At 37.9% G+C, this 26,181-nt stretch carries 28 protein-coding genes and 10 tRNA genes; 31 read left to right on the top strand and 7 right to left on the bottom strand.

What is annotated here, in order from left to right:
- The 15 genes from BMZ99_RS22895 to BMZ99_RS22825 form a co-directional block, all read left to right on the top strand.
- On the top strand, positions 1–235 hold a 235-nt coding region (locus tag BMZ99_RS22895; protein ID WP_217645135.1), incomplete at its 5' end, for a group II intron maturase-specific domain-containing protein.
- A 175-nt stretch (positions 236–410) separates the two neighbouring features.
- The gene (locus BMZ99_RS22890) at positions 411–632 is read left to right on the top strand and encodes a SymE family type I addiction module toxin (protein ID WP_175490671.1); all 222 of its coding nucleotides are present in this window, start codon (positions 411–413) and stop codon (positions 630–632) included.
- A 191-nt stretch (positions 633–823) separates the two neighbouring features.
- A complete protein-coding gene (locus tag BMZ99_RS22885; RefSeq protein ID WP_090943382.1) occupies positions 824–1,030 on the top strand; it encodes a hypothetical protein in 207 nt (68 codons plus the stop codon).
- A gap of 298 nt (positions 1,031–1,328) precedes the next feature.
- Positions 1,329–1,409, top strand: a tRNA-Ser gene (locus tag BMZ99_RS26565).
- Between the two features lie 10 nt (positions 1,410–1,419).
- A tRNA-Gly gene (locus BMZ99_RS22875) sits at positions 1,420–1,493 on the top strand.
- Between the two features lie 4 nt (positions 1,494–1,497).
- Positions 1,498–1,588, top strand: a tRNA-Ser gene (locus tag BMZ99_RS22870).
- A gap of 93 nt (positions 1,589–1,681) precedes the next feature.
- A tRNA-Val gene (locus tag BMZ99_RS22865) sits at positions 1,682–1,757 on the top strand.
- Positions 1,758–1,773: 16 nt separating this feature from the next.
- Positions 1,774–1,849, top strand: a tRNA-Asp gene (locus BMZ99_RS22860).
- 3 nt (positions 1,850–1,852) lie between these two features.
- Positions 1,853–1,928, top strand: a tRNA-Thr gene (locus tag BMZ99_RS22855).
- Between the two features lie 2 nt (positions 1,929–1,930).
- Positions 1,931–2,006: transfer RNA gene (locus BMZ99_RS22850), tRNA-Ala, on the top strand.
- 5 nt (positions 2,007–2,011) lie between these two features.
- Positions 2,012–2,087: transfer RNA gene (locus BMZ99_RS22845), tRNA-Asn, on the top strand.
- Between the two features lie 8 nt (positions 2,088–2,095).
- Positions 2,096–2,170: transfer RNA gene (locus tag BMZ99_RS22840), tRNA-Gly, on the top strand.
- Positions 2,171–2,173: 3 nt separating this feature from the next.
- Positions 2,174–2,249, top strand: a tRNA-Trp gene (locus tag BMZ99_RS22835).
- Positions 2,250–2,502: 253 nt separating this feature from the next.
- Positions 2,503–3,363, top strand: coding sequence for an AraC family transcriptional regulator (locus BMZ99_RS22830; protein WP_090943376.1), 861 nt, complete (start codon positions 2,503–2,505; stop codon positions 3,361–3,363).
- Positions 3,364–3,414: 51 nt separating this feature from the next.
- Positions 3,415–4,080 carry a hypothetical protein gene (locus tag BMZ99_RS22825; protein ID WP_090943373.1) on the top strand — a complete coding sequence of 222 codons (666 nt, stop codon included), beginning with the start codon at positions 3,415–3,417 and terminating at the stop codon, positions 4,078–4,080.
- Between the two features lie 40 nt (positions 4,081–4,120).
- Here BMZ99_RS22825 and BMZ99_RS22820 read toward each other — a convergent pair whose 3' ends face one another.
- Positions 4,121–4,978 carry a LysR family transcriptional regulator gene (locus BMZ99_RS22820; RefSeq protein ID WP_090943371.1) on the bottom strand — a complete coding sequence of 286 codons (858 nt, stop codon included), beginning with the start codon at positions 4,976–4,978 and terminating at the stop codon, positions 4,121–4,123.
- A 159-nt stretch (positions 4,979–5,137) separates the two neighbouring features.
- Between BMZ99_RS22820 and BMZ99_RS22815 the strand changes: the two genes are divergently transcribed.
- Entirely contained in the window at positions 5,138–6,247 is a 1,110-nt protein-coding gene (locus tag BMZ99_RS22815; RefSeq protein WP_245755123.1) for a YbfB/YjiJ family MFS transporter, read from the top strand.
- 142 nt (positions 6,248–6,389) lie between these two features.
- Here the strand turns inward: BMZ99_RS22815 and BMZ99_RS22810 are convergent, their stop codons facing one another.
- Positions 6,390–8,162, bottom strand: coding sequence for an oleate hydratase (locus tag BMZ99_RS22810; RefSeq protein WP_090943368.1), 1,773 nt, complete (start codon positions 8,160–8,162; stop codon positions 6,390–6,392).
- 66 nt (positions 8,163–8,228) lie between these two features.
- The gene (locus BMZ99_RS22805) at positions 8,229–9,125 is read right to left on the bottom strand and encodes a 3-hydroxyacyl-CoA dehydrogenase (RefSeq protein WP_090943365.1); all 897 of its coding nucleotides are present in this window, start codon (positions 9,123–9,125) and stop codon (positions 8,229–8,231) included.
- Between the two features lie 586 nt (positions 9,126–9,711).
- Between BMZ99_RS22805 and BMZ99_RS22800 the strand changes: the two genes are divergently transcribed.
- The 6 genes from BMZ99_RS22800 (at position 9,712) to BMZ99_RS22775 (ending at position 16,295) form a co-directional block, all read left to right on the top strand.
- A complete protein-coding gene (locus BMZ99_RS22800; RefSeq protein WP_245755122.1) occupies positions 9,712–10,635 on the top strand; it encodes a DUF6612 family protein in 924 nt (307 codons plus the stop codon).
- An 852-nt stretch (positions 10,636–11,487) separates the two neighbouring features.
- The gene (locus BMZ99_RS22795; protein WP_090943362.1) at positions 11,488–12,153 is read left to right on the top strand and encodes an NAD(P)H-dependent oxidoreductase; all 666 of its coding nucleotides are present in this window, start codon (positions 11,488–11,490) and stop codon (positions 12,151–12,153) included.
- Between the two features lie 259 nt (positions 12,154–12,412).
- On the top strand, positions 12,413–12,952 hold the full coding sequence (locus tag BMZ99_RS22790; RefSeq protein WP_090943359.1) for a nitroreductase family protein: 540 nt from the start codon (positions 12,413–12,415) through the stop codon (positions 12,950–12,952).
- A 272-nt stretch (positions 12,953–13,224) separates the two neighbouring features.
- The gene (locus BMZ99_RS22785; protein WP_090943356.1) at positions 13,225–14,607 is read left to right on the top strand and encodes a GNAT family N-acetyltransferase; all 1,383 of its coding nucleotides are present in this window, start codon (positions 13,225–13,227) and stop codon (positions 14,605–14,607) included.
- Between the two features lie 180 nt (positions 14,608–14,787).
- The gene (locus BMZ99_RS22780) at positions 14,788–15,351 is read left to right on the top strand and encodes an acyloxyacyl hydrolase (RefSeq protein WP_090943353.1); all 564 of its coding nucleotides are present in this window, start codon (positions 14,788–14,790) and stop codon (positions 15,349–15,351) included.
- Between the two features lie 344 nt (positions 15,352–15,695).
- Positions 15,696–16,295, top strand: coding sequence for a hypothetical protein (locus BMZ99_RS22775; protein ID WP_090943350.1), 600 nt, complete (start codon positions 15,696–15,698; stop codon positions 16,293–16,295).
- 63 nt (positions 16,296–16,358) lie between these two features.
- Here BMZ99_RS22775 and BMZ99_RS22770 read toward each other — a convergent pair whose 3' ends face one another.
- Both BMZ99_RS22770 and BMZ99_RS22765 read right to left on the bottom strand, forming a co-directional pair.
- Positions 16,359–17,777: a sensor histidine kinase gene (locus tag BMZ99_RS22770; RefSeq protein WP_090943347.1), complete on the bottom strand. Its 1,419-nt coding sequence runs from the start codon at positions 17,775–17,777 to the stop codon at positions 16,359–16,361.
- Positions 17,761–18,456, bottom strand: coding sequence for a response regulator transcription factor (locus BMZ99_RS22765; RefSeq protein ID WP_090943344.1), 696 nt, complete (start codon positions 18,454–18,456; stop codon positions 17,761–17,763). Before BMZ99_RS22765 ends, BMZ99_RS22770 begins: the two co-directional genes overlap by 17 nt.
- Before the next feature lie 306 nt (positions 18,457–18,762).
- Between BMZ99_RS22765 and BMZ99_RS22760 the strand changes: the two genes are divergently transcribed.
- From BMZ99_RS22760 to BMZ99_RS22750, 3 genes are all read left to right on the top strand, one after another.
- Positions 18,763–18,966, top strand: a complete 204-nt coding sequence (locus tag BMZ99_RS22760; protein WP_090943341.1) for a hypothetical protein — start codon at positions 18,763–18,765, stop codon at positions 18,964–18,966.
- A gap of 211 nt (positions 18,967–19,177) precedes the next feature.
- Complete coding sequence (gene dapF, locus BMZ99_RS22755; protein WP_245755124.1) at positions 19,178–20,065, top strand: diaminopimelate epimerase; 888 nt, start codon at positions 19,178–19,180, stop codon at positions 20,063–20,065.
- Entirely contained in the window at positions 20,062–20,577 is a 516-nt protein-coding gene (locus BMZ99_RS22750; protein WP_090943335.1) for a DUF6622 family protein, read from the top strand. The genes dapF and BMZ99_RS22750 overlap by 4 nt, the downstream gene beginning before the upstream one ends.
- 146 nt (positions 20,578–20,723) lie before the next feature.
- Here BMZ99_RS22750 and yeiL read toward each other — a convergent pair whose 3' ends face one another.
- A complete protein-coding gene (gene yeiL / locus BMZ99_RS22745) occupies positions 20,724–21,389 on the bottom strand; it encodes a transcriptional regulator YeiL (protein WP_090943334.1) in 666 nt (221 codons plus the stop codon).
- A gap of 147 nt (positions 21,390–21,536) precedes the next feature.
- On the opposite strand from yeiL, the gene BMZ99_RS22740 reads away from it, so the two are divergent.
- A complete protein-coding gene (locus tag BMZ99_RS22740) occupies positions 21,537–22,112 on the top strand; it encodes a 5' nucleotidase, NT5C type (protein WP_090943331.1) in 576 nt (191 codons plus the stop codon).
- Here the strand turns inward: BMZ99_RS22740 and BMZ99_RS22735 are convergent.
- Complete coding sequence (locus tag BMZ99_RS22735; protein WP_175490669.1) at positions 22,101–23,042, bottom strand: LysR family transcriptional regulator; 942 nt, start codon at positions 23,040–23,042, stop codon at positions 22,101–22,103. The genes BMZ99_RS22740 and BMZ99_RS22735 overlap by 12 nt on opposite strands.
- A 145-nt stretch (positions 23,043–23,187) precedes the next feature.
- On the opposite strand from BMZ99_RS22735, the gene BMZ99_RS22730 reads away from it, so the two are divergent.
- The 5 genes from BMZ99_RS22730 to BMZ99_RS26040 form a co-directional block, all read left to right on the top strand.
- Complete coding sequence (locus BMZ99_RS22730) at positions 23,188–23,700, top strand: GNAT family N-acetyltransferase (RefSeq protein WP_090943325.1); 513 nt, start codon at positions 23,188–23,190, stop codon at positions 23,698–23,700.
- A 50-nt stretch (positions 23,701–23,750) separates the two neighbouring features.
- A complete protein-coding gene (locus BMZ99_RS27660) occupies positions 23,751–24,062 on the top strand; it encodes a GlpM family protein (protein ID WP_139214829.1) in 312 nt (103 codons plus the stop codon).
- Positions 24,063–24,293: 231 nt separating this feature from the next.
- Entirely contained in the window at positions 24,294–24,983 is a 690-nt protein-coding gene (locus BMZ99_RS22720) for a B3/B4 domain-containing protein (protein ID WP_090943319.1), read from the top strand.
- Positions 24,984–25,030: 47 nt separating this feature from the next.
- Positions 25,031–25,831 (top strand): epoxyqueuosine reductase, encoded by an 801-nt coding sequence (locus BMZ99_RS22715; RefSeq protein WP_217645134.1) that lies wholly within the window; start codon positions 25,031–25,033, stop codon positions 25,829–25,831.
- Between the two features lie 105 nt (positions 25,832–25,936).
- On the top strand, positions 25,937–26,181 hold a 245-nt coding region (locus BMZ99_RS26040), incomplete at its 3' end, for a helix-turn-helix domain-containing protein (protein WP_139214828.1).

Here is a 26,181-nt window from a genome sequence, read left to right as displayed (position 1 = left end):
ACTGGTACTGGATATGAAAAGCTTAATAGAAAAGCTAAACCCCAAAATTAGAGGATGGCGTAACTACTATGGATTCAAAAGCGCTAGGAAAAGCCTTAAGAAGATAGATTGGTACATTGTAGTACGGTTTACAATATGGTGGAATAAAAAGCGGCAAGTAAGAAAACATCTGTCAGAAATTAAAGAAGTGTGGCGGATGATGTATCAATCTGGTCTATTAAAACTTGTTGGATAACGAAAGCTGAAGGAAGAAGAATGTCGGAAAGCCGTATGAGGGAGAACCTCACGTACGGTTTGATGAGGAGGGGTAGAATTATTCTACCCCTTACTCTATCCCCTATAAAAAGCTGTCCGGCAAGGGCCTGCCATGATCAAGGGCCTTGCTGCAGCTTGCGATAGGGGGTATATACTTGTCCAGTGAAAGGGAAACCTCACGTATTTTGACAATCTATTATACATACCTTAATGGTAAAGACCGGCGGCCGCTTATCCGTTTGCAAGGCAAATGGCTCCAGGACCTTGGCTTTCAGAGCGGTGATAAAGTTGTGATCGAAGAACACAGCGGGGCTTTGCTCATAAAAGCTGTAGCCGACGAAATAACCGAAAAGGAAAAAGCGAGGTCTAACCACTGAAACGCCCCGACGCCGGTCTTCTGATTGTATCACACCGGTCAAGGCTGCGCCTGCTCCGCTTTCACTGCGCCCCTCCGGGTGACACAGTGTGCCGCGTCAGAATCTTAGCACAATAGGAAGTTTACTCCCGCGCTCTTTTGGAGAGTGACGGCGGCGGGGAGCCGCTGCCGATGAGCGGGAGGTGCGTGGGTATGTGGGACTATCTGGTGAGACGGTGGCGGGTGGAGGCCGCGCTGTGGGCTTGCTACTGGAACGCGCTGGACCGGGATGACCGGCCGAGCGTCCGGTACTGTGCCGACCACAGCTTGCTGCTGTCAGTTTTCTGGCTGGCGGCGCTGATCGGCGGGCTGATGGTTCTGGGGATGGTTATCCAGTTTCTGCAGGGAGGCTGCCGGTGATGCCGGCGGCTTTTTTTGCGGCAGCTTGGTTGCTGGCCATGGCAAAAAAAAAAGACCACCACAGCACGGTGGTGGAAGATGGCAGACCTGTCAGAATGTTCTCGGTCAGAAGACACTTGCGAAGCTGCACGGACTGTGTTATACTAGCAAAGCGTCCGGTGAGCGGCTCCAAAAACGGAGCAGGTAAGGTAAGCTCACCGGTACCCAGCTGTTACTGTACTACAACAACCGTACAACAATGCGGTGAAAAAGTTCTGTGACGGTCTGTGATGAAAATCCAGCATTATCAAGCATTCATGACATCTTGAAAACGAAAAATGATGGCGAAATTTGACTACGAATCAAAAGGTCGCAGGTTCGAATCCTGCCGGGGTCACCATTTTTATAATGCGGGTGTAGCTCAATGGTAGAGCACTAGCCTTCCAAGCTAGCTACGAGGGTTCGATTCCCTTCACCCGCTCCATCATGGAGCGGTACTCAAGCGGCTGAAGAGGACGGTTTGCTAAATCGTTAGAGGTCGTAAGGCCTGCGTGGGTTCAAATCCCACCCGCTCCGCCATTGCTATTATATAATCCACTAGCTTAGTTGTGGAGCATCTTGCTTTTTATCAGGGTGTTGATCATTTGACCGTTGTGGGTGAATATTTATTATGGGGGATTAGCTCAGCTGGGAGAGCGCCTGCCTTACAAGCAGGATGTCGGCGGTTCGATCCCGTCATCCCCCACCATTTTAGGTTATCACATGGCCCAGTAGTTTAGCGGTTAGAATGCCGCCCTGTCACGGCGGAGGTCGTCGGTTCAAATCCGATCTGGGTCGCCATTTGCTGGAATAGCTCAACTGGTAGAGCACCTCACTTGTAATGAGGATGTTGCGGGTTCAAGTCCTGTTTCCAGCTCCATTGGGGAATTAGCTCAGCTGGGAGAGCACCTGCCTTGCACGCAGGGGGTCAACGGTTCGATCCCGTTATTCTCCACCAAATATTCCTGGATAGCTCAGTTGGTAGAGCAATCGGCTGTTAACCGATCGGTCGTAGGTTCGAGTCCTACTCTAGGAGCCAATTATCATGCGGGAATAGCTCAGCGGTAGAGCATCGCCTTGCCAAGGCGAGGGTCGGGAGTTCGAATCTCCTTTCCCGCTCCATATAGGGGTGTAGCTCAATTGGTAGAGTACCGGTCTCCAAAACCGTCGGTTGAAAGTTCGAGTCTTTCTACCCCTGCCATAATGATTTTTAAACCACAGAGAATGATCTCTGTGGTTTTTTGCGCTTAATAGAGGCAGAGTAGCAAGAAATAAGGGGTGCTCCTGACGTTCATATTAATGCAAAATAAGGAACGTTCCCAAAGTGTCTGCTAATATAATAAAAATAAAGTAGATCCTGCTGGTTAAGTCTTCAAACTGGCAGGATTTTAATTTATAGTTTAAGAAGAATTAATATGAGAAGACCTGAAAGAGTTTTTTCGGGAGGAACTGTTATGTGCATTAAAGAAGAAAAAGTGAATTTCTGGATCATGCCCCAATTAAATAATCTTGAATTACTGCATGCTACATATGTTAATCATTCTTTTAGTAAACATATTCATGAAGGATTTGCCATTGGTGTGATTGAACAAGGAGCACTTAAATTTACTTATCGGGGTGAAAACCTTACTGCTTCTTCGGGCTGCATTAACCTGGTAATTCCGGGGGAAGCCCATGATGGCTATGCTGGGTCAAATGAAGGATGGACGTATCGAATGTTTTACCTTGAACCAAAACTGTTGGAGCAGGTCGTTTATGAGATGTCAGGTAAAACAAAAAAAATCCCGTTTTTTACAGCGGGGGTTATAAAAGATAATGATTTGGCTTATTTTATTAGAAATCTTCATATTGTACTGGAACATTCGGCTATTCCATTAATTGAGCAAGAATCACTTCTTTTATCGATGTTAACAGAATTTATTTCACGTCACGCAGAGGAGCGATTATGTGTAAAAGATATGGGGAGAGACAATCGAGCTGTTGAATTAGCACGAGAATATATTGAGGATTCCTATATTCAAAACTTTTCAATAAAAGAGTTATCCTTCATTTGTAATCTTAGCCCGTTTCACTTGATTCGTCTATTTAAAAAGTGTATTGGGGTTCCTCCTCATATATATCTTAAACAAGTTAGAATTAAACGCGCAAAAGCCCTCTTGGCGAAGGGCTTTTCAATGGCATTTATTGCTCATGAAATTGGATTTACAGATCAGAGTCACTTTTCAAAGCAATTCAAACAAATTACTGGAATTACACCTAAAAAATATAGCAATATCATACAAGAAATTTCTCATGGAAGAGTTAAAATGAAATAAATTGTCTGCATATTTTAAGTGGGCTAAAAAACGTATATGGGGGATTTGCTAATGATATATGTTACCGATGCATGGAAGCAAGCACATAAAGGAGCCAGCATAGGATTCATGATTGTAGAAAATGTACTTAATGCAAAACAATCTGAAGCATTGGAGGTGAGTAAAAGGAAGCTAAAGGACGAACTTCAGGCAAGGTTTACGAATAGAGAAGCTCTTTTTAACCATTTTCCAATTTCGGTTTATAGCAATTATTATAAACAGTATAAGAAGAGCTATCATGTTTTGAAACAATTAGAATCTGTTATTTTTAAAGGCAAAGAAATTCCTTGTATTGCAGCAGTTGTTGAAGCCATGTTTATGGCCGAATTGAAGAATGGCCTGTTAACTGCCGGACATGATTATAACGCATTGAGATTTCCATTAACACTAGATGCAGCAGCAGGTGATGAGGCATATTTTCTGATTAATGGAAAGGAGCAGGTTGTGAAACCGCAAGATATGATGCTTTACGATGCAGCAGGAATTATCTCAAGTATTATACATGGTCCTGACTTACGTACTCGCATTTTGCCTGAGACACAAAAGGTTGTTTTTGTAGTTTATGCACCAGTTGGCATTTCTAAAGATACAGTGGTCAATCATTTATCGGATATATATGATTATGTTAAATTAGTATCCCCTGATGCTAAAATAGAATATCAAGAAGTATATACTTAAAATTACTTATTAAATCGAGTAGTCTATAAAATTTTGTATACTAATATAATAAATCAACTAAATTAGCCATAGCTGCTGTTTGTATCACATCTTTTCGTTGTATCAGCATTGTTGTGCAATTTCGTAGATGAGGCGGCAGATCATAAGCAACCAGAATGCCTGATTGAAGCTTATCTTCTACAACTGACCTGGGCAATAAAGAAATGCCGATACCAGCTGATACACCGCCAATAATAGCCTCCAGAGATCCAAATTCAAAACGCCTTAAAGGTATGGAGTTGCTTTCCAATAAATATCGCTCAAGCAATGAGCGATAAGAGCAGCCCAGACGGAAAACTAATATTGTTCTATTCCTCACAATATCCAAAATATCTTGGGTATTTTCTTTTTTCTCGGCCACCAGTACCATTTCTTCACTAAAGCTATCGATTTCAGCGATTTCAGGATGGTTAACAGGTGCTGCGACAAAGGCTAGGTCCAGCTCGTAATTTAGAACTTGATTAATTAAACATTCAGTAGGTCCAGTTTGAAGTGCTAACTCGACCTTGTCATATAAGGAATGGTATTTTTTCAGCAGCGCAGGCAGACGAATTGCGGCTGTTGTTTCCATAGAACCAATTCGCAGTAATCCGCTTGGAACTTCACTTGGACTCAAGATGCGGTATAATTCTTCTGTGAGCTGCGTAAACTTTAATCCATATTCCAAGAAAATCTGACCGGAGGGAGTGAGCTGTACTCCCTTTGCATTACGATAAAATAGATTTACTTTTAAGTTTGCTTCTAACTTTCGTATGCGCGCAGTTACACTGGATTGTGCATATCCAAGTGTTTCCGCTGCCTGTGTCATGGAACCCTGCAATGCTACTTCGCGAAATACTTTTATATCGTCTAAATCCACTTTAATACCTCCTATAGATAAAACCGATTGCTATAATAGAAATGAATCGCTTCTTTTAATGTGATCTTTATAGTACCATATAAGTATATTTTTTGGCTAGGAGGTGGCGACATCAAAAATAATCGTAATCTTTTCACTCTTGTAGGTGGAATTTGCGCCTTGAGCTTAGCCATGGGGATTTCACGATTTGGGTTTACTCCCATTATTCCGCTAATGCAAAGGGATATTGGCGTAACGGAATGGGATATCGCAGTGATGGCGTCTGCAAACTATCTAGGCTATCTGATTGGAGCCTATATTTCAAGAAAACAGTGGATCAGAAAACAGTTACGAATCTGGTTAGGCGGAGGAATCGTTACCAGTATCATTTTGCTGATAGCTATGCCACTCACATTAAATGATTTACTTTGGTCTTTTCTAAGGATGCTTTCTGGGTTTCTTAGTGCAATTTTATTTGTTGTTGCCTCAAGCATTACTTTAGGACAAGGACGAAGCGATTGGGCAGGATATCTTTATAGTGGAGTTGGTCTTGGCATTGCGTTTACTGGACTATTTGTACCCCTGTTTGATAGTATAGGCGGCTGGGCAGCCGCCTGGCAAGGATTAGCACTAGGCGGAAGTATCTTTGGAATCGTTGCGTGGTATACGCTGTCAAAAGCGTCGTTTCCTGAAGCTGGGGAGCAAGGTGAGATACGATCTCAAGATAAGTTTAAAAGGGACTATGAGTGGTATGTTCTTCTCATCAGTTATGGGCTTGAAGGTATTGGCTATATCATTACAGCCACATTTATTGTGCAAATGATAAAATCAATGCCTGAGCTTAGCCATATTGCAAACCAAAGTTGGATATTAATTGGCTTGGCTGCAGCCCCCTCGACATATCTTTGGGCACAGATTGCTAAAAAGACAAGCCTAAAATTGAGCTTGATGCTGGCATATGGGGTACAGGCGCTTGGAATTCTCCTGCCAGTTATCATTCCAAATCAAGTGAGCACGTTAGCAGGAGGTGCTTTATTTGGCGGAACCTTTATGGGGATAACCAGTTTGACAATTACCTTGGCATCCCGAGTAAAACCGAAGGCGCAATTACAAGCTATCGGAGAATTGACAACGGTATATGCCTTAGGACAAATCATAGGGCCTGTTGTCGCAGCATATCTGCAAAAAAACGTTAATATCGCAGCCCCAAGTCTTTTTGCCGCTGTGATGTTAATACTTGCATTATTAGTACTGATGACACCCAAGATAATTAAGTTTAGAAAAATATAAATAGCTATTTTAATATGCAAAGAAAGGGGCAACCAGCTTATGATCTGTTTTGCCCCTTACAATAGATGCTCTTTTTATGCTAATACGAGTTTGCCATAAAACCTTCAATAATGTATATTCTTCACTTGAAAGTCTCCAATCATTATATAATATTGTACTTTTTCAGCAGTTCTTCCATAGTCGTTCCTGAAATTTTGCGCAATACATTTTTTTCTATTAAGCTCGCTATAAACGGAAGTTTTAATTCCGTCAACTTTTTTTCATCCATCATTTTCGATGTTGAATCCAGCAATACGCGAATATCATAGCAAGAAGCAAAAACTTCCGGTACCCCGCGGTCTACATTTAAAAGCGTATACACTGCCTCCATAGCTGTTCGTACAGAATATTCAGTAGTAAACACCGTGTCACGCACAGTATCCGCAAATTGCCCAATAAAGCAAAAGTTTACACATCCGTCTGGCACTACTTTCGGTCTGTCTCCCTTGGTTCTGGGCATAAAAAAGGCTGTAATATAGGGCATCATACAGGGAATACAATGGGCGGATTGGGCAGCCATGTCATGAATTTCCTTTTCTGGCACACCGAGATGGTAGAGCCACTCTTCTACAATTTCCGACCCTGTACATTCTTTCATTGGTTTTTTGATATAATTACCGGGAATATCTGTAAATAACCCATATAACCAGATAACCAATTGATCTTTAGGCTGTTCTATAAAGTGGGGTTGCCGGTTTAATGTATAGCTCATAAGCCAGTTCGAATCCTTTACAGTGATGATTCCTCCTGTAACGACTCTCCCGCTAAAGGGGTCACGCTTACAAATTTTTTCGACATACGGTGGTATGCGGTTATCAAGCGTGGTGATTGTCGCAGATTCCCAATTAGTAGCTTTTATGTTTGTACAGAATTTATCCGGCCTTCCAAAGGTCGGATGCTGCTTGGCGATATTTCTCCAGAGTTCCCAGCAGCCACCAAGAGAAGTATTTGGTTTCGGTACAGAATTGTCATCTCCGAATGAAGAATTCTCTGTACAACTGCCATTGGTAACAAAGACGAGGTCATCTTCTGTCAAATGAATAACCTCTTCCTTGCCACCGGAAAGATACATAATTTTTGTCGCCACTTTTCTATCGCCATCAATATCAAACATCACATTAGTTACCTTGCTATCATATTGTAACTGCACACCATGCGATTCAAGGTACTTAATCATAGGTTGAATTAGCGATTCGTATTGATTATATTTGGTAAACTTCAACGCCGAAAAATCAGGAAGTCCTCCAATATGATGAATGAATCTCTGAATGTAGAGTTTCATTTCCAGTGCGCTATGCCAATCCTCAAAGGCGAACATGGTCCGCCAATAAAGCCAGAAATTCGATTCGAAAAAGTCTTCTGAAAAAACATCGGATATTTTCTTGTCATATAAATCTTCATCTCGCGTTATAGTAAACAGTTTTACAATTTCTAAGGCAGCTTTCTCACTCAGTCCAAATTTTCCGTCCGTGTGGGCATCCTGACCGCGATTCATAGTGACTCTCATGAGAGAATAGTTTGGATCTCGTTTATTTAACCAGTAGAATTCATCTAATACGGAGGCATCTTCTATCTCAAGGGAAGGTATGGAACGAAATAAATCCCATAGACACTCAAAATGGTTTTCCATTTCACGTCCACCACGTATAATAAAGCCCTTTTGGCTGTCATGAATTCCGTCACAAGCACCTCCGGCAATCCCTAACTCTTCCAGAATATGAATGCGTTCCCCTTTCATTTGTCCATCACGGATAAGAAAGCATGCGGCTGCTAGTGATGACAAACCAGAACCGACAAGATAGGCAGATTTATTGTCCACACCTACTGGTTTTTTAGGCCTAGCAAACGCTTCATAATTGCCATTACTATAATACATAATACGTCATTCCTTTCTTGTTTCAGTAGAGTAATGTATTCATATTTCGGTATAATTCTTCATTGACTACATTGTTAAAAAGTTAGATTCTAAAAAAGCTGGATTGGGATATTTGTAAAAACCTTCCCCAGTTTCTTTTCCTTCCTTTCCCTTTTCAAGATATTGTGTCTTCAGCCACTGTGCCAGATACGCGGATTTTTCATCCCCTGCTTCACCTCTGCTCAGCACAATATTATGCACTGTTCTAATTCCTACGATATCTAAAATGGCAAATGGGCCATAATCAGCTCCAGTACCAACCATCCATGCCTTATCGATTGTCTGGTAGTCAGCAATTTCTTTCACGTTTAGCGTTAAAGCTGCATTAAGTAATGGCACTAATAAAGAGTTTAAAATATAGCCAGGTTGTTCTTTATATATAGGCAAAGAAATCATTCCAATTGCTTTGGTGAATTCGACTACCTCTTCAAAGATCCCCTGATCCGTTTTCGAATGTCTCATAATCTCGGCTGTATTGTTTAGCCAAATCTGATTGGCAAAATGAAGCGCTAAAAACTTTTCAGGACGACCGGTTACTTCTGCAAACATGCTAGGGAGAAGTGTAGAGGAGTTGGTTGCAAAAACAGTTTTTTCAGAAGCCACTTTAGATAGTTTGGTATAAAAATTCATTTTTATTGCAACCTGTTCCGGTATGACCTCTATTAACAGATCCGCTTGATTGACGGCTTCCGACAATTCCACAAAAAAAGAAATTCGTTCCAAGGCTCTATTGACTTCTTGTTCTGATGCCTTTAGATCCCGCATATAGTTTAGCTTTAATTGATGGAGTCGTTCTTTTGCCGTATCAATCGCTTGCTGATTTATGTCATAAACAGACACCGTGAATCCTTTATAGGCTGTTTGAAAAGCGATTTGACTTCCTAATACTCCACTTCCGGCAATGGTAATATTTTTGTAATTCATCCTACGATATCCATATCCTTCACTTCATTTTTCTATAGTATACTCTTCGCAGTGACCAGCTATACATCGTTATAATACTGTGAGGAAAGTTCCGTAATATGTTTCATTGCACGCGTTGCCAAATACGAAAAAGCTGGAGGCCACTAATGTACTCTAGTGGTCTTCAGCTTTTTGTGATTACATTATTTAAAATGCACTTTTGGATGATTCATCTTTCAATTCTTTCGTATTTATATCAAATGGAAAAATTCTTTTTTTAACCTGGTAAATTATGCTACAATAAGTGTAACAGGTTGTCTTGGGAGCGGTTGACCACACCCTTTTAGAAAGGGGGTGGTACTTTCTTATATTATACCCATAGATTGTAATATATGCAACCGAGCAGGAAATAATCCTTCTGTCTAAGGAATAAACACATAGCTGCTGCAAAATTTGTTTGAATTTGGCAGGAACTTTATGCTGCTGACAGAAATGTTACAAATAAGAAATATAGTTAAGTGCTAGATTTGATGGAGGGTGATGGTATCTCTTGACCTTACATATAATGAAAATGTATGGATTAGCGAAATTCATAAAAAGGAGATTGATGAATAAAATGGAATTTTTGCGAAAGATCAATTGGGGAATTGCTTTAGTATGGGGATTGTTGTTTGTGGCAATGAGCAGTTCATTTGCATTTGCAGAGGAAACGCTGTCACCGGAAAAGACATATTTGAACGATGTATACAAAAATATGATGGATGTAAACAATTTGCATTATGACGTGGCAGTCAAGGCTGAAACCCCAATGGGAGAAGTCAACATTGCAGCCAATGGGGAAGGCCAGGAAAAACCTCTACGTTATAAACAAGATATAAACATTACCTTTCGTGATGCAAAGAATAAAGAAAATACTGTGATGTTAAAACAGTATATAGAACAAAATCAAGGAAATCTAGTGCTTTATATGTTAAGTAACGAAAAGTGGATCAAGCAGATTGTACCGATTGATCTTTCTTTGAACAAAAAACTTTCTGCAAGTGAGAAGGCATCTGCTCGAATGGATATGCTGCAGTGTATGAAATCAGTGAAGCTGAAAAAAGAAACGCCATCCTATAAATATATAGAAATAACGTTGGATAGTATGCAAATAAGTGATGCGATAAATGCAGCTGTCAAACAAAATAATGTGCAGGATAAGGATATTTTGAGTGCGATTGCGGCAGGACGTCTTGGTTTATTAGCTGCTGGCGATATAAAATATAGCGTTAAAGTTGATAAAGCGACTAAGATGGTAAAAGAAATAGATATGGATTTGACAGAACCGATTCGAAAAGGTGCAGGGTTGTTTATGGAGATAGGCAATCCAAAAGACAGAACTAAAATAGAAGATTTTTTAGCAAACTCAACATTGAATATGCAGATAACATATTCAAAATATAATCAAGTAGATCCGGTAGTGATTCCTCAATATGTCCGAGACGAAGCAAAAGAAGTCAAAACGGTAAGTAAGGCCACTCCTAAAAAGTGAGAAAATCCTGACACGTTATAGGATTGATAGATTTATGGAACAGAAAACATGCCTTTAGTCCCATACAGAAAGCACAGCGTAAGGATCCGCCTATATTTATGTCTATAGGCTTTCTTAGCTGTGCTTAAAATAATGTAAGGGTATTACTTTGTGGACTTCTAATCATTTAAATATTGAACAGTGTCTTTAAGTAAGTATATAAAAAGATACTATACTACTTATATGTATCTACTTGTTATTTTTGATATTACATTCTATTATTATATTATAAAGAACAAGAATGCAGCTCAGATTATCTATTAAGCAAATTAACCATTTAGGAAGAGCGGATATTTGTTGCGCGCAAGGTAGCTGCTAACAGCAAATATGTGTATATACATCTATGCTCGAAATTACAAATAACAGTATTCCGATCTGATTCCTGAAAATGCTAGCAATTAATTCTGATAGGATGCTGAGGCTGAAGATTTTATGGACAATGGCATGACTTTTGAGGACGTGTGTAAAACCCTGAAAAAATTTGGCTTGAATGCTATAGAAATGAGTGGCGGAAGCCGTTCTTCAAGAAAAGGCGAAGGGTATTCACGCACAGACCGACGTGCTCATTCGGGAACGTAATTTGTTCAGTAGATGGAAGGAGGGGGATACGGCCCCAGCAAAATGCATTTCCTGCAATCGTTGTTCAATGTTTGGGAATAACCACTGCATCTTTAATGAGACATGATATGTCAGTATTAATCCATGAGGCAGAAACCTGCTCTAATTTATGGAAGTGCAATATCGAAAATGCGGTAGAGCACAGTTGATGGAAAAGACTAAACTTTTAAATTTAAAAAAGGAAGGTACTTATTTATGAATAACGAACACCAAACTATTTTAGATGCGTTTCAATTTCGGCATGCGTGTAAGCATTTTGATGCAACGAGAGTCATTCCGGAGAAAGATTTTTTGACGATACTAGAAGCCGGTAGACTTTCTCCAAGTTCTTTCGGATTTGAACCCTGGAAGTTTCTTGTTGTGCAAAGTAAAGAATTAAAAGATAAATTATGGCCTATTGCTTGGGGGGCTCAGAACAGTTTTCAAGGTGCCAGCCATTTCTTGATATTTCTGGCAAGAAAAAAACCTGATACTATCTACAACTCGCAATATGTTACCCGCATAATGACGGAAGTACAAAAATTGCCGCAGGAGATAGCGGATCAAAAGAGAAAAGCTTTTGAAAGTTTTCAAAAAAATGACTTTGCTTTGCTGGAAAGTGACCGGGCCGTCTTTGACTGGGCTTGCAAGCAAACTTATATCGCAATGGCAAATATGTTAACTACTGCTGCTCTGCTAAAAATTGATTCTTGTCCGATAGAAGGCTTTAATCGGAAAGCAGTGGAAAAGCTGCTGAAAGAAGAAGGTATTCTGGATACAGAGCGTTTTGGCGTATCAGTAATGGCCAGCTTTGGGTACAGAGCAGTACAGCCTCATCTCAAAACTCGTCAATCATTAGCTTCCCTCGTGCAATGGATCTAATGCTCCGACTAATGAAAATATTATAAGGTAAATGGGTATAAGCCGTTTGGGGATTTTTCCCCAAATTACGAAGTGACCAGCTGTTTAGCTATAACTGACATACAAATGGCAAAAAAATCCTGCACATATAAATTATTGCAGGATTTTTTGCATGAAAATTGTATATAAATTTATAGAGCAATACGGTCTTTTTTATTCAATATGATTGTATTATAACCTTGTCATTACTATGAAGTATCATCAAGAAGGGGGAAGTGTGATGATAGAATCGATTGAAAATCGTAGAAGTATAAGAAAATATCTTGATAAACCAATAGAAGATGAAAAAATTATTCAATTAATTGAGAGTGGGAGACTCGCCCCATCAGGAAGTAATACACAACCATGGCATTTTGTCATCGTAAAATCTGAATGGACTAGACAAAAGCTAGCTGAAGTATCTCATAATCAAAAATGGATGCTAGCTGCTCCAATTTTGATTGTTTGTGTTGCAGATATTCGTGTCAGAATAAGTGATGAGATACATCTAACCTTAGATGAACAAAGTCCACAGGAAGAAGTTAAGCAAATTATAAGAGATACCTCAATCGCAATGGAACATATTTTACTTGAAGCTAGTAATTTAGGTTTAGGTACTTGCTGGGTTGCGTGGTTTACTCAAGAGGAAATCAGACCAATTTTAAATATTCCTTCTGACAAGTATGTAGTTGGCATTATTACCGTTGGTTATGCGGATGAAGAACCTAAAGCACGCCCACGTAAAAAGATTGAAGAAATAATCCATTATGAAAATTGGTAAATCAATTTCGAAACATAGCAATACTACAAGAAGCATCGGGGCGATTCTGATGTTTCTTATTTTTTAAAGACATAATATATTTACAAGAAACATATCTTAAATTAGAGAAGTATAAAATCCACTCTATTAAATTGTTATTTGAATTAGGTACTGATTTTGAAATCATCAATGAAATAGATAAATGCGTAATATGAAACTCAATGGATATCAAAATTTAGTTTGTTACAATGCATAGGATCATAAAATAGTAACGCAGGAGGCAAGAGATTGATATGGATTTTTCCCAAGCATTAACAGATTATCCTGTTATTATTACTGAAGGCGCGATCATAGAAAGATTAAAACGAGAATGTAACTTTGAATTAGATCCGTATGTTGCAAATGCGGGATATATTTATAACCCTGCCCAAAAACAAAAAATGAAAAATATGTATAAACAATATATATATGCGACATGTGTAAAGAGCTTGCCAATAGTATTATTTACACCTACTTGGCGTGCAAGTTTGGAACGCATTAGGCAAGCTCAAATATTGGATAGGGATGTCAACTTAGATTGCTTCCGCTTTCTTAGTGAGATTAGGGATGAATATGAACATTACGCAGAAAAAATTTTTATAGGAGGGTTAATCGGCTGTAAAGGGGACGCATATAATCCTGAAGAGGCATTGAGCGCAGCCGAGGCTGAAATTTTTCATTCATATCAAATTGAACGACTCATATGTGCAGGGGTAAACTTTTTGATTGCAGAAACTTTACCATCAGTATCAGAAGCGTTAGGCATAGCGAAAGCGATGGCTGTATTTGATAAACCCTATATACTTGGTTTTGTAATTCGAGATAACGGTACATTATTAGACAGCACGCCATTGCATAAAGCCATAGCCTTGATAGATGAAGAAGTTGATTGTCAGCCTGTTGGCTATGTAGTGAATTGTGTTCATCCGATAACCTTTAAAAAAGCTTTAACTAATCCTATAAATTCTTCGCTGAGAATTGAACGGATAATTGGTCTATTGGGCAATACATCCACTAAAAGTCCAGAGGAGCTTGATAATGCTGTTAATCTTGAATTTGAGGAACCCCAAGCTTGGGCAGAAGAGATGTTGAATGTAAAGAATGAGTTTGGAATTAAAATAATAGGTGGTTGCTGTGGCACCAATCATCATCATATACAGAGTTTAGTAGTGCAGCTGGCAATGCATGATTTAGAAATTAGAAAGGCAGTAGCTGACGATAGCAAAGTTCTGACTCAAATATCTTTTATGTCCAAGAGGTACTGGAATTATCCTGAACAATACTTTGAAATATGGAAAGATGAATTGACCATTACTCCATCGTATATACAAAATAACATTGTTTACCTTGCAGAAAGAGATGGGCAGGTGTTAGGCTATTTTTCTTTAGTACAAGTTGATGAAGGCTTTTGGTTAGAGCACATATTCATTATGCCCAAGTGTATCGGTAAGGGGATTGGGTCAAAGCTGATTGCCACACTTAAAAGCAAATGCAAGGAATTGAAGATAGATAAAGTCAATATTTTATCTGATCCCAATGCAAAAGGATTTTATGACAAATTAGGAGCTTGCTACTTGGGGGAATCACCTTCAAATATTGAAGGGCGAACAGTGTCAATATATGAATTCAATGTATAAAAGTAATCGTCTTTTGATTATTGAAATATTTTCCATATCTTATAATTTAGCAGGGAAATGATTCAGTATATAGAATGTTTAGTAATGCTTTTCTTTGAAAAAAGAGAATTAAGGTAGTTTTTGCATAATGGCAACAATTTTGTTAGCAATGCAGAAAACTCATACGAGGAGTGTTGTATTGTGCGTAGATTGATTTGTTTCGTAATTGTTATTAACTTTTTGCTGATTTTCATACCGGGCAAGTCGTATTGCTATGCGGCTGATCCCAAGTTCGAGCTGGAGTGGGATTACTTAACTCCATTTACCAGCAATCGCGATATTGATACGGTATCACTACATATAATTACGAAAATTTCCGAAAAAAATAATAAGTCTGTATATAGAGGATTTACAATTACTCGTCCGTATGGAAGCATAGATTTAAAAAAAGCGAATCAAGACAGTTCTGCAGTCGGCGTTGGACCTATTTATATGATTCGCAGTGAAAAAGAAATCTCTGGTAAGCTATCGGCAGCGCTCGATATGAGTGGGGGATTTATCGTATATGACAAAATATTTCCGGCTGGCGGAAGATATTATAATTTCATGTGGCGGGTCGGACCTCAATTCATTTATAAAACTAGCAAAGACTCTTCAGTGAATATGGGGTACATGCTCATGCATGTTTCAAATGGTGGCTTAGGAGGTCATAATCCTTCCTATAATGCCCATGGGGTTTCATTCAGCTTTGTGACAAAATTTTAAATAAGAAAATAGACTTTGGAATAGAGAGGCTCTAACATTTCTTATGCCGAATTGATGTGTTCAGCTAACAGTAGACAATAGGTGAGAGAATATCTACTGAGAAATCTAAGATTTAGACCGTAAATAAAAGGTACTTTTTACACAACGTGAAAAGTACCTTTTGTTTACGGTCTAATTTTTAATCTAAATCTAATCGTAGTCTAATGATCGTGTAATAATGAAGGGCTATTATAAAGTTAAGAAAAACTGAGAGGAGATAATAAAATTGCTTTAAGCCGTAATTGTGTTTCAGCAGCTACAATGATAATCAAATGAATTAAGATGGCAATAAGGAGGCAAAATTTATGTATAAGAGTTTGTGTATGTTTGTAATAATGTTTGCTATGATGGCTTTCCCAGTTTATGCATCTAATGCAAACCCTGAAGGTGTAAGGTTTGTAGTAATGGACAGTTGTAAAGAAAAGTATGGAAATGAACTAAAAAATGAAATCACTGCCAAGTTAGAAAAGCAACTGCCAGGTGGTGAAATGATAAGCAAGGACTTAAGAGAGAATACGCTGGAAAAACTGCAACTAGGAGACCAGAAAGATTTAAATAGTTTGGCAAAAGAATTGGGAAGCAAGTATGTACTTACAGTAGAAATTCTTCCTGTAAAATCTGATTATAGTGATCTATTATATTATAAAAATATTAAAACGGTAGCAACACTTAGAATTCGTTTATATAATACCATTACCCAGAAATATGCGTTAAGTGAAGATGTTATAGGTCGTGGCTCTAATACTACGTGGCTCCCATATACCTCCATTGGTAAGAAGCCCCCAGTGAAGGAAGCGGTGAGAAAAGCAACAGAAGATGGAATTAAAAAGATTAACCAGAGTATCGCAGATTCAAGTGTTCCACCTAAAGACGAGGGTGATCCAAAAGTTTACTTAAAGATATAGCTAATAGCTCTCTTAGTGGACAAGAGGGATGAACGTCCAGTTGTTTCATAAGAGAGCTGTGCATTACGCTTTGGAAGGTAGAGGTAAGTGGAGTCTAATGGTAGTACCTTTTTCTAGTATACTGGTCAAATGAATTTCAATATCATGTTGCTGGGCAATACATTGTGCAATAGAAAGACCGAGACCGGCTCCACCTGTTAATTTTGAACGGGATGCATCAACCCGGTAAAAACGGTCAAAAACTTTAGACTGCTCTTCTTTTGGTATGCCAATTCCAGTATCTTGAATAGTAATAGTTAAGTAAGTGCTGGATTGATGTGAAGCGATATGAATTGTACCGCCAATAGGCGTATATTTAATACTATTTTCAATAAAAATTCGTAACATCTGCTTGATAGAGGCAGAATCTGCATAAATTATGGCAGGATCATTATTAGTTAAAATGATTTGATGATTTGGAGCGATAAGCTGAGTTTCCTGTAGGATTTCTTCAATTAGGCTTTGCATGACAAGGTTATCTTTGTGAACCACTTGATTGCTCTGATCCGTTCGCGCCAAGAAGAGCAGCTTTTCAATAAGCTCATACATATTAGCTGCTTCTGATTTTATTGCGCTAATTCCTTCCTGTAATGCAAATTCGTCTTGTTTGCCCCAACGGTCCAGCATATTGGCATAACCGCTAATCACCGTGATAGGAGTGCGCAGTTCATGGGAAGCATCTGCAACAAACTGCTGCTGTTGTTCAAAGCCCGTCTGAAGCCGATCTAACATATGATTAAATGTTCTTGCAAAATGGTGAAGTTCATCATTGCTATCTTTAACGTGAATACGTTTGCTTAAGTCGTTAATCTCAATCTCTTTGGCAATTGCCGTTATATTTCGAATGGGCTGCAGAATTTTGCGGATGATAAAGATGCCAGACGTAATGATAAACAATAGGGCAATGAGGTTGCTTGCCTTCATAATATTGGATAGGGTTTTTAGAACTGCATTTTTTTCCGAGATTATTTTCATAAAATACAATTGGTATGAATGTCCATTTTGCTGCACAAATTGCTGCAAGTAATAAAAGTGAGTATGATTTACCTCATAGGCATGTCGTGGAATTTCTCTTAGTAACGTATTTTCAATAAGCTGAATGCCTTCTTGTTCTCGCATCTGAGATTTGTTAGTGCTAAGCGTAGAAGGGGCATTATCTATTATTAGGTTACTTTGTTCGTCATAGATCCTGAGAATAACATCGGGTGCAAGAAAATTTTCACTTAATACCTGTTGATCTAAAGGATGACCTGCTGCTAGATAGCTGGTAATGTTATTGGCACTAGCGGTAATGTCATTTTCTGCTTGCATAAACAAGATGTATTGTATCCCCCAGACAGTAAAAAAACTCATGATGAACAGAATGCAAAACAAAATACCAATGTAGAATAGCGTCAATTGAATCGACATTGCTAGGGTGAACTTTTTAATCTTTGACCACATAGCCGATTCCCCTAACAGTATGTATGTATTTTTCACCGAATTGTTCATCAAGTTTGCTGCGCAAATAACGAATATAAACATCGACTACATTTGTATTTCCTGCATATTCATAACCCCAGACATCCTGTAGAATGTGTTCACGATCTAATACGATATGCTTATTGCGTACCAAATATTCGAGGAGACCATATTCTTTTTTTGTCAATTCGATAGGCTGTCCATTGACTTGTGCTTCATAACGCTTTGAGAAGAGAACAAGATTTTTTACGCGTAAATTTCCTTGATCGAGTATCTGGGAGGTACTCGTCTTATTTTTTCGCATAGCTGCACGGACTCGGGCTAGAAGTTCTTGTATTGCAAATGGTTTGGTTAGATAGTCGTCTGCGCCAATATCCAGCCCCATGACTCTATCTTCAATTGTAGCTTTAGCGGTTATCATGATGATCGGTATTTGGGAAATCTCTCGAACACAGCGGCAAATTTCTATGCCAGACATCTCCGGCAGCATAATATCTAATAAGATAAGGTCAAAGTACTCTTGGATAATTCGATCCAGAGCCTGACGCCCGTTAGTCTCAATTACGGTTTTAAAGCCTTCGTGCTCCAATTCCATTTGTAGAAATCGGGCAATTTTCCACTCATCTTCTACAATTAATATAGTTGTATCTCTCGCCGACATGAATACTACCCCTTATTGTTTAATTAAATATCTTAAGTATATAAGAACATTTTTTATATGGATAGGAAGAGAATTTTGAATTTTTTAATCCAATTCTAATCTTTATTTAATCGCCCATGTAATAAAGGTTGATTATTATGGAAGTAGTACTAATTTAAGAAACACTTAATATTGTAGATTTGCATAGAGTAGCAACTAATCTACTTATTTTCGAGGCAAATGCTTACCTATAATGTAAGCGTTAACACTCATGCCTACTGTAGAAATGAATGGTTTAAATCTTTAGATAGAAAGGAGGCTTATATCATGTGTACAATCATTCATGGTATTCCAGTAGTAGCCGATCCAACCTTATCCCAGAAAAAGACCAATAGAATTGTCGCAGAAGTCATCCGGTCATGGAATTGGAAGGGCAGGCAAATTGGAAAAATCGAGTTGATTTGTGATGGAAAATGGGTTCATGTCTGCTCTTATGAAAAACCTTCAATTCAAATTTTTTCTAATAACTAAAGCAATCAGCGTTGCAGGAGTTTTGTATTTTAATGGATAAATAAGGATAGAAATATAGGATACTGTTCCAATAGCAGGGCTTTTATTGCAATCGGAAAAAGGAATATGGTGATTTTGGAGAAAATGTTTCTAAAATACAATTGAATAAAAGATCACAAAGAAAATTATGATATGATTGAGTTAATTGACGAGGAGGCTTAACGTTGTGGAAATGGATTATTATAAATACCAAGCTTTGGGTAACGATTATATAGTAATTGACCCTAATAAATCAAATTTAAACGTCATGAATGAAAATGTAAAACTGTTATGTGACAGAAATTTTGGTATAGGATCAGATGGAATTCTATATGGACCTATCTATGAAAATGAAATTATCAAATTACGAATATTAAATCCTGATGGCAGTGAAGCCGAGAAAAGTGGCAACGGTATTCGCATCTTTGCTAAATATCTAATCGATTCGGGCTATGTAAAAGATAGGGCATTTCAGATAAGCACATTGGGTGGCACGGTCAACATAGAAGTATTAGATGAAAATGCCACACTGTTAAGAGTCGATATGGGGGTGGCTAGTTTTCTAAGTGAAGAAATCCCTGTAAATGGAGCATTACGTGAAGTTATTAATGAGAAGTTATTGATTGGTGATCACGAATATAGAATTAATTGTGTGACTGTGGGCAATCCACACTGTGTGATATTATGCTCAGATATTTCAGAGAGACTAGCAAAGGAGTTGGGACCTAAATTTGAAAGTAACTCCATTTTTCCAAATCGGACGAATGTACAGTTTTTAAAAATCATGGATAAAAACAATATCCAAATCGAAATTTGGGAACGTGGTGCAGGATATACGCTGGCATCAGGCAGCAGCAGCTGTGCTGCTGCAAGTGTTGCTTATAAGCTAGGACTTGCAGAAAATAAAATGAAAGTTCATATGGCTGGCGGTGTCATAGAAATTGAGATAACATCTAGCGGACACATCGTTATGACAGGGAGTGTCTACGGGGTATCACAAGGATTTTTTCATAAGGACTTGCTAAAAAGAGTAAATGGAAAGATTGATGCACGCCGAGTAATTAAGGAGAAGAAGACATGAGATTCATTTGGCAAACACTAATTCATACTCCTTGGTGGGTATATTTATTGTTGGTTTATCTTATTATCGTAGGTTTAAAAGCATCAAAAGCACGTGTTATTCCATTTTGGAAGATTTTTGTTCTTCCGATTATTTTCTTATCCATATCGATACAAAATTTAGCGACTATTGAAAACATAGAATATCTAAGCATAATTAGCTGGATTGCTGCTATATTAGGTGGAAGTTTATATGGATGGTGGCAAGTAAAACGTTTAGATATAAAAATTGATAAAAAAAGTTTGCTTATTCAAATACCTGGTTCATGGGACACACTGATAATTATAGTTATTATTTTTATCGCAAAGTATTATTTGGGATATGAAAAAGCTACAAACCCGGTATTAGTAGAACAATTAAATTTTAAAGTCAGCATGTTAGTAGTATCTGGGTTGTGTACTGGATTGTTCTTAGGAAAGCTGCTTGGCTATATGAGGCATTATAAGAGAGATACATATGGTGATCTTACTTGATTCTGGTATCTAGAGAATCATATGAGGACAAGGATACCATTTAGATTCCCGTTCTCTAGTTTTAAGATAAAAATAGATATAATGGAAAAATTGCTCAAAATACTGCTACACTAGTTATTTAGTGTAGCAGTATTTTGAGCAATTTTTTAGTTTTGACTTGCAAGCTGTTTTAATGCTTCATGATTTATAATTTTATATCCAAAGTTGGTTTTCTGAAGGATTCCTCTTTGTACAAAGCTGGCGATCACATAAAGCAGGTGTCGATAAGTCACTCCTAGATATTCTGAGGCTTCGGTATGTCTTTCAGAATAAATTTCGTTGTGAACTGTAATCTGAATAAACCGAGCAAGACGGTTTTCTAAAGGATAGGCAATATTATGTGTATAAATACGGGAATTACGATCCGCTTTCTTGCTTAAATAGATACAGAGTTCTCGCAGGAATACAGGGTTTTGCAATAAACTTTTACGGCATTGCTGCATAGGCAGGGCAATACAAGTTACTGGAATCATAGCTTGTAGAGCTACTGCCTTTTGTTGAGCATTAAGGAGTTCCATTTCGCCTATAAAGCATGGTGCATACAAAAAATTCACCAGTGAAACTTTACCATTGCTGTGGGTAAGATAAGCTTTTGCCTGACCTTCTGCCACCAAATAAAAATAATCTGGAATCTGTCCTTCAGATAATATAAATTCATTAGCATCAAAACGATGTAATTGTGCATAAGAGAGAGCATCATAAGGAAGATAATCAAAAAATCCTGAGTATTCTGCAGTATTCCTGATTAAATCCGGTGATGTAATTCTTTCCATGATTAGCCTCCAGTGATATGAGATTTCTCATATCACTGTACAATCTATTTTGCTATAATGCAATAACAGGATATACAGATTCGAAGTTAAATGATAGATAACAACCCATTCAATCTGTATTTATAAACACAATTTAACTATGAGAGGATGGAAATAAAAATTATGAAGATTTTTATTGATTTTGATTGTACTATTGCAGACTCAGTTAAAGCATATTGTAATGTATATAATTCATTTTACAAAGATCATAAGGGATTTAAAAAAGCTGATCATAGTAGAGTAAACCGATATGATCTTATGGATCAATGCGGTTTAGTAGATCATCAAGAAACTATATTTTCACATGAAGAACTTTTTAAACATCTAGAATTTATGCCTCATGCTGAAGAGATAATTGAAAAATTAGCAAGTAAATATGAGCTAGTAATCTGCTCGATTGGAACGTTAGACAACATTTCTTTAAAGGCTAAATGGATAAAAAATCATTTGCCTTTCATAAAAAATGTTATATTCATTTCTAGTGCTGTTGCAACTAATGGTATAAGGATGGACAAGAGTAGTGTAAATATGGACAATGCAATATTCATTGATGACCACGTTGAAAATCTTTTAAGCAGTAATGCTGAATTTAAAATATGTTTTGGTAAGGAATATGAGTGGAATAAGAGTTGGACAGAACGAAGGTGTTTGAATTGGCAGGAAGTTGAAAAGCTATTGCTGTAAAGCACGCAGAAATCCATCTTTGGGTGCAGACTGATTTAAAGCAGTTGTTAAATAATCAATATATACCGTAAGATCTTCTGGCAAAAATACATCGTTTCGTTTTACCAAGCCCAGTTGAATCAGATTTCCTTCTTCCAAAGGGATAGAAATAATAGTAGGGTCCATATAATTATTCACGATACAGCCAGTTCCTAAATTATAGCCATCTGTATTAGAAAGGAGATTATTCATAGCACCTCGATCCTTCAAATAGACTATTTGCCTTATATTATCTACATCGATCACTTCTTCTGCAAAATGGAGCAGTACATCGTCCTGTTGATAAGTCAGATACGGATAATTTTCTAATTGTTCTAAAGCAATTGATTTGAGATGTGCTAGGGGGTGTTCTTTTCGAAGAAAAACGTGCTGCTTCATTGAAGCGAGGGGAGTAAATAGCAGCGATTTCGAAATGAAATAACGCTCAAAAAAATTCTTATTTAAATCGGTAAGAGATAAAATTCCGAGAATACTTTTGCTTGCATGCACATCATCAATCACATCAGTTGTCTTTCCTTCTCGAATTGTCAGCTCATATTTCCGTTCAGCAAAATAGTCCATTAGATTGGCAACAGCCTCGATCGCAAAGCCGTAATGTTGCGATGAAATCGCAAATTTCGTTACGTCCGTTGCTTTCTGCTTCTTAAAATGATAGGCGACAGAATCCATTTGTTCCAGAAGCATTTTAGCGTAGAATAATAACTCCATGCCATCTTTTGTAAAGAAAACCCCTTTGTTCGTTCGGTTTAAAATAGTAATTCCTAACTCATTTTCCATCTCATGAACTGCTTTGCTGATACTTGGCTGTGTAACATAAAGAGCAGAGGCAGCTTTACTAATGGAATTATGTTTGGCAATCTCTACAATATACCGAAATTGTTGAAGCGTCATGTTGCACCGTTCCTTACATCTATTCTTTAACAGTTTTGCCATAACTTCATTCTATAGCAAATGAATAATAAAGTCTATTTTACGTTTGGTAAAGTAAGGGTTAAAATATAGAAAAACAAATTCATTGTGAAAGGAATGAAAAAGAATGATAAGGGAAGCAACTCCAAAAGATTTAATGGATATTTTAGAAATTTATAATGATGCGATTTTGAACACAACGGCAGTCTACGATTATAAGGCTCATACTCTTGATGATAGAATGCAATGGTATGAAAAAAAGAAGCAAGACGGGTATCCATTGCTAGTATTTGAAAACGCTGATAAGGTTCTTGCATTTGCGACATTTGGCCCATTTAGAGCATGGCCAGCATATAAATATACAATTGAACATTCCGTGTATGTTCATAAGGATTATAGGAATGCGGGTATTGCAACCAAATTAATGCAGGAAATAATAAAAGTTGCTAATGCAAGAGAATATGCAACACTTGTTGCTGGAATTGATGCAGCAAATGAAAATAGTATAAAAATGCATGAGAAAATGGGATTTACATTTTCGGGTGTAATTAAAAAAGCAGGATTTAAATTTGATAAATGGCTAGACCTTGCATTTTATCAATTGGATTTGCAGGGACCGAAAGTACCTTCAGAAGAATAGATTCATAACAGAAAGAAGAGATTTTATTGGATTTATTTATTAAATGTGTTATGGCTGTTATTATTATAGTCATCGTGCATTATATATCAAAAACAGAGAATTATTATATTGCGGGATTGGTATTGAGTTTCCCTGGTTTAAGTATTCTTGCTTACTATTTCATGTATATAGAACATGGAGCTTCTAAGGTTCGTGAAACAATATATTTTGCTATCGTTTCGGCGATACCATTTGTAAGTTTTCTTTTGGTTTTAAATTTTGTCTTAAAAAGTTATACTATTTCTAAATCCATTTTGATTTCAAGTATGGTTTGGTTGTTTCTCTCGTCAATCTTGATTTTAACTTGGAAAAATTTCAGTTGATTATGAAGAGCAGTTTTTTCCGATTTCTGTTGCTGTGAGTCTTTTGTTAGATTTAAATTTATGAGGTTTATCTAGTAGATGTGAGATTATCTCATATCAAATGTAAGAAATTATCGTTTTACTTTATACTAAAAACCATTGTATATTGAAGCAAACAGAATAACAGGTATAGGTAATTAGAAGAAGGTTTATTGGAAACTGCAAGCCATCCAAGGTTAGGAAGGAGAGCACATGAATTTTTTTATTTCAGAAGAGTTACAACAGCTTTATACAAGTACCGCTCTCGGTGTTTTGTATTATCGGGCGAATGTGCAAAAAAGCACGCCGGCACTATTGGAATTGCTCGACAAGACAATAAGCGAGTTACGCGAGCGGTGTACATTGGAGGATATCGCACACATTGCACAAATAGCAGCCACGAGAAATGCTTATAAAGCACTCGGTAAATCACCATACGAATATAGGAATGCGGCGGAAGCTATGCTGCGGCGCATCGTGAAGGGCAATGGATTGTATCACATTAGCAACATAGTCGAGGTTAACAATTTGGTTTCGATCACTTCCGGCTATTCCATTGGTTCGTATGATGTGAGCAATTTGTCCGGAAATATTACCCTGCACCGTGCGCCGGACGGTGCAAGTTATGAAGGTATTGGCAAGGGTGCTGTTAACATTGAGCATCTACCAACACTGTATGATGATATTGGTGCATTTGGTAACCCAAGCAGTGACAGTCGACGCGCCATGACACAGCCTGGTGATCATGAAATCATCAGCGTGCTGTATGCGTTTGACGGTGGAAATGGACTTGAAAAATGGATGATGCAATTTAAAGATCTATTGCAAACCTATTGCGATGTGCAATCCGTTGAAGCTTCCATATTCCGCGGATCAGATAAAATAGCCGTGTTTGTAAAATAAGATGGTCTTAAAAATCAACAATGGATTGTATTAATTTGGAGAGAAGCATGATGGACAAAAAAACAATAACGAATATGATTCAAACCTATCTGCAAAACTATCAAAATAAAGCAGATATCACATCCCAATGGAGTGAGCCATTAGTTGGATTTGCTGATGCAAATCATCCGGATATTTTAAAACTAAAGGATATTATTTCGCAGCAGCATGTTATGCCGCATGAGATCTTAAAAAAACCGACAATTGTTATTGCCTATTTTGTCCCTTTTACAAAGGAACTTGCAGATACAAACAAAGCAGCTGGTGACGTGGCATCTCCCGAGTGGGCTCGTACCTATGAAGAAACCAATGGGATGTTTGGAGAGTTGAATCATTATCTAATAGAAGAATTAAAGAAAATGGGATATGAAGCAGGGATTTCAAAAGAATCAACAACATTTGATCGAGAAAAATTAATAAGTAATTGGTCGCATCGCCATATTGCAAGAATTGCAGGGCTGGGTACCTTTGGCATTAATAATATGCTAATTACGAAAAAAGGCTGTTGTGGTCGGTATAGTACAGTAGTTACAAATTTAGATGTAGTGCCTGATCAGCCGCTTGATGATGAATACTGTCTATATAAGAGTAAAGGGATATGTGGAGTTTGTGTAAAACGTTGCCCTTCAGGAGCGCTAACTTTTGCAGGATATGATAGGAAGAAATGTTTTCAAGTTTGCTTAAAAAATGCTGATCTTTATAAAGAATTTGGTGATTCCTATCTGGATGAAGGCGGAAAAAGTTCGAATAGTGTTGGCAGCGAAGTCTGTGGAAAATGCGTGGTCAATGTACCGTGTTCTTTCAAGTAAAGAAACTAAAAAAGCCCTTCTCATAGTAGACCGCATCCCAAGAAATAGACATTGAGAGAAAACGCCCCCTGTTGTAGGATAGAAACTACGACAGGGGGCGATTGCATGAAAAGGGAATATACGCACATCAAAATAATGGAACCAGAGATAATCGCCATGCGTGAGCAAGGCAAAACACGCCAGGAAATAGCAGATGCACTGGGGCTCACAAAGGTACAAATCAAAAATTGGGTTCGGCGTTATAACAGGAAACCGGAAGTTTGCATACCTAAAAAGCGGGGAAGACCGCGCACGTCACCATTCACAAAACAGCGTGAAATGGAGCTGCGCATTAAAGCATTGGAACGGGA

The sequence above is a fragment of the Pelosinus propionicus DSM 13327 genome, from assembly GCF_900114615.1.
GTDB lineage: Bacteria > Bacillota > Negativicutes > DSM-13327 > DSM-13327 > Pelosinus > Pelosinus propionicus.
The sequence above is the reverse complement of the archived record's forward strand: the minus strand, read 5'-3'. Positions and strand labels throughout refer to the sequence as shown.